The organism is Zoogloea sp., from assembly GCF_028693495.1.
Lineage (GTDB): Bacteria > Pseudomonadota > Gammaproteobacteria > Burkholderiales > Rhodocyclaceae > Zoogloea.
Genome location: NZ_JAQUVG010000131.1, coordinates 1 through 7,075, shown reverse-complemented (window position 1 = coordinate 7,075; position 7,075 = coordinate 1). Strand labels below are relative to the sequence as shown.

Below are 7,075 nucleotides of genomic sequence, written 5' to 3'. Positions count from 1 at the left end.
CCATCCTTCAGGCGCTCTGCCCGGAGACGGCGAAGCCATGCAGGGGCTGCGAGCAACAACAAGCCCTGTGGTAGACTAAAGGTTTTTCCGACGACTGCACGGACGGGAAGCAGCATCTGGCGCATCGGTTGCATGGGTCGGCTGTGATGTTCGTGGGGCGTTTTTGTCTAGACCGATCAGGAATCTTTCATGAGCAATCAGGTTACCGTTAGCGCGCTGGAGCGCCGTATCGACATGTCCGTGCCGCTGGCCGAGATCGATCAGGATGTGGAAAACCGTCTGAAGAAGATGGCCCGCACCGTCAAGATGCCCGGCTTCCGTCCAGGCAAGGTCCCGTTCCGGATGGTGGCCCAGAACTACGGTCCGCAAGCCCGCTCCGAGGCCATCGGCGCTGCCGTTGAAAAAGCGCTCGGCGAAGCCGTCCGTGCCCAGAACCTGCGCGTCGCCGGCTATCCCAGCATCGAGCCGAAGGAGGCTGCGGCCGAGGGCGTGCTCGAATTCACGGCGGTCTTCGAAGTCTATCCCGAGATCGTGATCGGTGACGTGAGCGGCCAGCAGCTGGAGCGTCCCCAGTTCGAAGTGACCGAAGCTGAAGTGGACAAGACCCTGGATGTCCTGCGCAAGCAGCGCACCACCTTTACCGCTGTTGAGCGTGCCTCCCAGGACGGTGATCGTGTGGTGGTGGACTTCACCGGCCGCAAGGATGGTGTCGAATTCGAAGGCGGCAAGGCCGCGGACTTTCCCTTTGTCATCGGCGGTGGCCAGATGCTGAAGGACTTCGAAGTCGCTGCGACCGGCCTGAAGGCGGGCGAGGGCAAGACCTTCAACATGACTTTCCCCGAGGATTACCACGCCGCCAATCTTGCCGGTCAGACCGTCGAGTTCGATGTTAACGTCAAGGCCGTCGAAGAACCCAGGCTGCCGGAAATCGATGCCGAGTTCGCCAAGTCCCTCGGTGTGGCTGATGGCGACGTGGTCAAGATGCGTGAAGAGGTCAAGGCCAACCTGGAGCGTGAGGTCAAGCGCCGTATTCAGTCCCGGCTCAAGGAGCGCGTGATGAACGTGCTGATCGAAACCCATCCGATCGAAGTGCCGAAGGCCTTGGTGGAGCAGGAGTCGGCCCAGCTGGCTGAGAATGCAAAGCGTGATTTCGCTGCCCGGGGCATGCAGACCAAGGACCTGCCCATCGAGTCCGCCTGGTTTGGTGAGCAGGCAACCCGCCGTGTCAAGCTCGGTCTGATCATGTCTGAACTGGTGAAGACCAAGGAACTGCACGCCAAGCCCGAGCAGATCCGTGCCATCATCGAAGACTTCGCTGCCAGCTATGAAGATCCGTCCGAAGTGGTCAGCTGGTACTACAGCCAGCCCCAGCGCCTGGCCCAGGCCGAAGCACTGGTGATTGAAGACAATGTGGTGGAGTGGGTTGTCGGCAATGCCAAGACCACCGACGTGACCACTTCCTTTGACGAACTGATGGGCAACGCAGCCTAACAACAAGCGCAGAAAGCGACGATACATGAATCCCTTGACACCCTCGTTCTCCCGTAGTGAGTGGGATCCGGTCGGCCTCGGCCTGATTCCGATGGTTGTCGAACAGAGCGGTCGTGGAGAGCGTTCCTACGACATCTATTCGCGCCTGCTGAAAGAGCGGGTGGTGTTTCTGGTAGGGCCGGTCAATGATGTGACCGCCAACCTGATCGTCGCCCAGCTGCTGTTCCTTGAGTCGGAAAATCCGGATAAGGACATTTATTTCTACATCAACTCTCCTGGTGGATCCGTAACGGCAGGCATGGCGATCTACGACACCATGCAGTTCATCAAGCCGAACGTGAGCACCCTGTGCATCGGGCAGGCGGCCAGCATGGGCGCCTTCCTGCTTGCCGCCGGCGAGAAGGGCAAGCGTTTCTCGCTGCCCAACTCCCGGATCATGATTCACCAGCCTCTGGGGGGCTTTCAGGGTCAGGCTTCCGACATCGAAATTCACGCCCGGGAGATCCTTTCCCTGCGTGCCAAGCTCAACGACATGCTGGCCCGGCATACCGGCCAGGGTGTCGAGCAGATCGAGCGCGATACCGACCGGGACAACTTCATGTCCGCCGAGGAAGCGATGCGTTACGGTATCGTCGACAAGGTGCTGACCAGCCGTGCCGACGTGGCCTGAGCAGTGCCCCGCAACACTCCGTATTCAGTGAAAGGTCAGTAATGGCGGACAAGAAAACGAGCGGCGAGAAGCTCCTGTATTGCTCGTTCTGCGGCAAGAGCCAACATGAGGTCCGCAAGCTTATTGCGGGCCCCTCCGTGTTCATCTGCGATGAGTGCATCGAGCTGTGCAACGACATCATCCGCGATGAAATCAACGCGGATACCGGTGCCGTGGCCAAAGGAGCAAAGGGTGAGCTGCCATCCCCCAAGGAGATCAGCGCGATCCTCGATCAGTATGTGATCGGCCAGAGCCCAGCCAAGCGCATCTTGTCGGTGGCGGTCTACAACCACTACAAGCGTCTGCGTCACCTCTCCAAGACCCACGACGAGGTCGAGCTTTCCAAGAGCAACATCCTGCTGGTAGGTCCTACTGGCTCTGGAAAGACTCTGCTGGCTCAAACCCTGGCACGTTTGCTCAATGTGCCCTTTGTGATGGCTGATGCCACCACTCTGACCGAAGCCGGTTACGTGGGCGAAGACGTCGAGAACATCATTCAGAAGCTGCTCCAGAAGTGCGATTACGAAGTCGACAAGGCTCAGCAGGGTATTGTTTATATTGACGAAATCGACAAGATTTCGCGTAAGTCCGACAATCCGTCGATCACCCGGGACGTATCGGGCGAGGGGGTACAGCAGGCTCTCCTCAAGCTGATCGAAGGCACCATCGCGTCGGTTCCGCCCCAGGGAGGGCGCAAGCATCCGAATCAGGATTTCGTTCAGGTGGATACCACCAATATCCTGTTCATTTGTGGTGGAGCCTTCGATGGTCTCGAAAAGGTTATCCGTAACCGCACCGAAAAGGTCGGCATCGGCTTTGGCGCTGAAGTAAAGAGCCGTGAGAATGGTAGTGTCTCCGAGGCCCTGCGGGAGGTCGAGCCAGGCGATCTAATCAAGTTCGGCCTGATCCCCGAACTGATTGGCCGTCTGCCTGTGGTGGCAACCTTGCAGGAACTGGATGAGGAAGCCCTGATCCAGATTCTTGTGGAGCCCAAGAACGCGCTGATCAAGCAATACCAGAAACTCTTCTCGATGGAAGGCGTCGAACTGGAGGTTCGTCCGACTGCGTTGCAGGCCATCGCGCGCAAGGCGCTCAAACGCAAAACGGGTGCCCGGGGTCTGCGTTCGATTCTCGAAGGCACGCTGCTCGATACCATGTACGAACTTCCCTCCATGGAGAATGTCTCCAAGGTGGTGATTGATGAAGGCATGATCGACGGCGGCACCAAGCCGATCCTGATCTACGCTGATCAACCCAAGGTCTCCGGCTCCAACTGAAATCAGGCAGAAGTTTTTGGCAGGACCTGCTTGAATTGATGTCTCTAGGGCCCCATATGGGGCCTTAGTGCCTTTAAAGGAAAAATCATGTCGAGCACGCTTGACCTCCCCGAAGAACAGATCGAACTTCCGCTGCTGCCCCTGCGCGACGTGGTGGTGTTCCCCCACATGGTGATTCCCCTGTTCGTGGGTCGCCCCAAGTCCATCAAGGCGCTTGAGAACGCCATGGAGGCGGGCAAGAGCATCCTGCTCGTGGCGCAGAAATCTGCTGCCAAGGACGAACCCTCCGCCGAGGATCTTTACGACCTCGGTTGTATTGCCAACATTCTCCAGATGCTCAAACTGCCCGACGGTACCGTGAAGGTGCTCGTCGAGGGTGTTCAGCGTGCCCGGGTACTATCAGTCGAGGATCTGCGTACCCTGTTCGTTGCCAAGGCTCAGCCGCTTCCGCCGGCAGAGGCCCCGAACAACGAGGTTGAGGCCATGCGTCGGGCCATCATCAGTCAGTTCGACCAGTACGTTAAGCTGAACAAGAAGATCCCGCCGGAGATCCTGAGCTCGCTTTCCGGCATAGAAGAGCCGGGCCGGCTGGCAGATACCATTGCCGCCCACCTGCCCCTCAAGCTTGAGCAGAAGCAGGAAATCCTCGAGATGTTCGATGCAGGCGAGCGTCTCGAGCGGCTTCTCAGCCAGCTTGAAACCGAGCTCGACATCCTTCAGGTGGAAAAGCGCATCCGTGGCCGGGTCAAGCGCCAGATGGAGAAGAGCCAGCGGGAGTACTACCTGAACGAGCAGGTCAAGGCGATCCAGAAGGAACTTGGGGAAGGCGAGGAGGGTGCTGACCTTGAAGAGATGGAGAAGAAGATCAAGGCCTCCGGCATGACCAAGGAGGCTGCGGCCAAGGCCCAGGCTGAACTCAAGAAGCTGCGCCTGATGTCGCCGATGTCTGCCGAAGCCACCGTGGTGCGTAACTACATCGAAACGCTGGTGGGACTTCCCTGGAAGAAGAAGTCGCGCATCAGCAAGGATCTGGCCGAAGCCGAAAAGGTCCTCGATACCGAGCACTATGGCCTCGAGAAGGTCAAGGAGCGCATCCTCGAATATCTTGCCGTACAGCAGCGTGTAGACAAGCTCAAGGCCCCGATCCTGTGCCTGGTGGGCCCTCCGGGGGTCGGCAAGACATCTCTGGGTCAGTCGGTGGCGCGTGCAACCAACCGGAAGTTCGTGCGCATGAGCCTCGGCGGCGTGCGCGACGAGGCCGAGATCCGCGGCCACCGGCGCACGTATATCGGTTCCATGCCGGGCAAGATTCTGCAGAACATGTCCAAGGTGGCTGTCCGCAATCCCCTGTTCCTTCTGGACGAAGTGGACAAGATGGGCCAGGACTTCCGCGGTGATCCGTCGTCGGCGCTGCTCGAGGTGCTCGACCCGGAGCAGAACTCCACCTTCGTGGACCACTACATCGAAGTCGAGTACGACCTGTCCGACGTGATGTTCGTGGCCACCGCCAACACCCTCAACATCCCGGCGCCGTTACTGGACCGGATGGAGGTGATCCGCCTGTCCGGTTATACCGAGGACGAGAAGGTGAATATCGCCGAACGCTATCTTGTTCCGAAGCAGATGAAGAACAACGGAATCAAGCGTGAGGAATTGTCCGTCACCGAGGATGCAATCCGGGACATCGTCCGCTTCTACACCCGGGAGGCGGGGGTGCGTGGTCTGGAGCGGGAAGTGTCCAAGGTCTGCCGCAAGGTGGTGAAGGCCCTGGTGATCGGTAACCGCAAGACGAAGGTTGTGGTCAATTCCAAGAATATCGACAAATACCTGGGCGTCCGCAAGTACACGTACGGAGTGGCCGAGAAGGAAAACCAGATTGGCCAGGTCACGGGTCTTGCCTGGACCGAGGTTGGAGGGGAATTGCTGACGGTTGAAGCGGTGGCTTTGCCGGGCAAGGGCAAGATCATGACTACGGGCAAGCTCGGCGAGGTCATGCAGGAATCCATTCAGGCCGCCCTGTCCGTGGTTCGCCGGCGTTCCAAGTCACTGGGAATCCAGGAGGACTTCTACCAGAAGTCCGACATCCACATTCACCTTCCGGAAGGTGCAATCCCGAAGGATGGCCCGTCCGCCGGCATTGCCATCTGCACAGGACTGGTTTCCGTGCTTACGGGCATTCCTGTTCGTTGTGACGTGGCCATGACAGGTGAAATCACCCTGCGGGGTGAGGTGCTGCCCATCGGTGGCCTCAAGGAGAAGTTGCTTGCAGCAGTACGTGGGGGCATCACCAAGGCCCTGATTCCAGAGGAGAACGTCAAGGATTTGACGGATATTCCGGATAACGTCAAGAACGAGCTGGAGATCATCCCGGTCAAGTGGATTGACCAGGTTCTCGAACATGCCCTCGAGCGCAAGCCCGAGCCCCTTCCGGATGTCCCGGCAGGTGAGGTTGCCGTAGCCAAGCCAGCTGAGGTTGCAGACAAGGGGGAAGTGGTGAAGCACTGAGACGGTGCGTGTTCCCGCAGATGCAAAAAGCCGGCTGAAATGCCGGCTTTTTGTTGCACGTCTTGCCATAAAAGTTGGTCACAGCGAACGGAGTAAAGCCTTTGTTTTGTGCAGCTAATGCGGAAAATGTAGTGCACCTCAGCTCGGGGAGTCGAAATATACCCCCAGAACACGCGCGACTGGGTGGCATTTGCCATACGTCCAAAAACAAAAAAGCCCGCATTTGCGGGCTTTTAGCGCTTTCTTTGATTCAGTCTGAGACGGTTTCCTGGTCCCCCGACAGGAATGAAATTAAACACATAAACCATTGTAATTTAATTGATTTATATGTGTTGAGTTGGGATCCTACCCCCATTTGTACCCCGATTCAGAATTGACCGCCCCGAAGAGCCCGGGACAGGGAACAAAAGAGGGCCGCATGTTACCCCCACCCCGGGGCCGTTTCGTGGAATTCAAAGCCCGGTCACTTCGAACAAGCCCGCTTCACACTCGCAGCCGAAATGCCGAAGTGCTCCGCCGTCGCCTTGATGCTGGCAGAGTTCTCGGCACGCCAGGCGCAGACGGCGGCATCGTCAATGCTCTTTGACCGCCCCAGGGCCTTCCCTTCGGCCTTGGCGCGCTCCAGTCCGGCGAGCTGGCGGGCCTTGAGGTTTTCCCGTTCCAGCTCCGCCACCGCGGCAAGCATGGTCAGCATCAGCTTTCCGGCGGGCGTGGCCAGGTCGAAGCCTTCCCGCATCGAAACCACGGACACGCCCTTGGCCTTCAGGGCTTCGACGGTCGAGAGCACGTCAATCGTGTTGCGCCCGAGTCGGTCGATTGCGGCAACGATCACAACGTCACCCTCCCGCACGTAGGCCAGCAGGGCCGTCATGGATGGGCGCTCGGTCGCCGCGATCGCACCCGACACCCCGTCATCGGTAAACCACTTCGCCACGGCGTAGCGAGCCGAAATGGTGCGGCGCTGGTTCTCGCAGGTTTGGTCATCGGTCGAGACGCGGGCATAGGCGACGATGGCGGACATGGCGGGCTTCTTTCTGGCTCAAAATGTATGGCTCAGATATTAGCCTGGCACAAAATACAAAACAACGGTTTT

Annotated in this window: 5 protein-coding genes; 4 read left to right on the top strand and 1 reads right to left on the bottom strand. The window is 58.7% G+C overall.

Annotation, left to right across the window (positions count from 1 at the left end):
- Positions 1 to 189 precede the first annotated feature (189 nt).
- The 4 genes from tig (at position 190) to lon (ending at position 5,982) form a co-directional block, all read left to right on the top strand.
- Positions 190 to 1,491 (top strand): trigger factor, encoded by a 1,302-nt coding sequence (gene tig / locus PHD22_RS15655; protein WP_299868950.1) that lies wholly within the window; start codon positions 190 to 192, stop codon positions 1,489 to 1,491.
- A gap of 25 nt (positions 1,492 to 1,516) precedes the next feature.
- Positions 1,517 to 2,161 carry an ATP-dependent Clp endopeptidase proteolytic subunit ClpP gene (gene clpP / locus PHD22_RS15650; RefSeq protein ID WP_299868948.1) on the top strand — a complete coding sequence of 215 codons (645 nt, stop codon included), beginning with the start codon at positions 1,517 to 1,519 and terminating at the stop codon, positions 2,159 to 2,161.
- A gap of 41 nt (positions 2,162 to 2,202) precedes the next feature.
- Complete coding sequence (clpX, locus tag PHD22_RS15645; RefSeq protein WP_299868945.1) at positions 2,203 to 3,477, top strand: ATP-dependent Clp protease ATP-binding subunit ClpX; 1,275 nt, start codon at positions 2,203 to 2,205, stop codon at positions 3,475 to 3,477.
- A gap of 87 nt (positions 3,478 to 3,564) precedes the next feature.
- Positions 3,565 to 5,982 (top strand): endopeptidase La, encoded by a 2,418-nt coding sequence (gene lon / locus PHD22_RS15640; protein WP_299868943.1) that lies wholly within the window; start codon positions 3,565 to 3,567, stop codon positions 5,980 to 5,982.
- Between the two features lie 463 nt (positions 5,983 to 6,445).
- On the opposite strand, the gene PHD22_RS15635 is transcribed toward lon, so the two are convergent.
- Positions 6,446 to 7,003, bottom strand: a complete 558-nt coding sequence (locus PHD22_RS15635; protein WP_299868941.1) for a recombinase family protein — start codon at positions 7,001 to 7,003, stop codon at positions 6,446 to 6,448.
- Positions 7,004 to 7,075 lie beyond the last annotated feature (72 nt).

Excerpts from the sequence above, each read along its gene's own strand:
- tig (WP_299868950.1), top strand. The coding sequence starts at position 190 with ATGAGCAATCAGGTTACCGTTAGCGCGCTGGAGCGCCGTATCGACATG.
- PHD22_RS15635 (WP_299868941.1), bottom strand. The coding sequence starts at position 7,003 with ATGTCCGCCATCGTCGCCTATGCCCGCGTCTCGACCGATGACCAAACC.
- lon (WP_299868943.1), top strand. The coding sequence starts at position 3,565 with ATGTCGAGCACGCTTGACCTCCCCGAAGAACAGATCGAACTTCCGCTG.
- clpX (WP_299868945.1), top strand. The coding sequence starts at position 2,203 with ATGGCGGACAAGAAAACGAGCGGCGAGAAGCTCCTGTATTGCTCGTTC.
- clpP (WP_299868948.1), top strand. The coding sequence starts at position 1,517 with ATGAATCCCTTGACACCCTCGTTCTCCCGTAGTGAGTGGGATCCGGTC.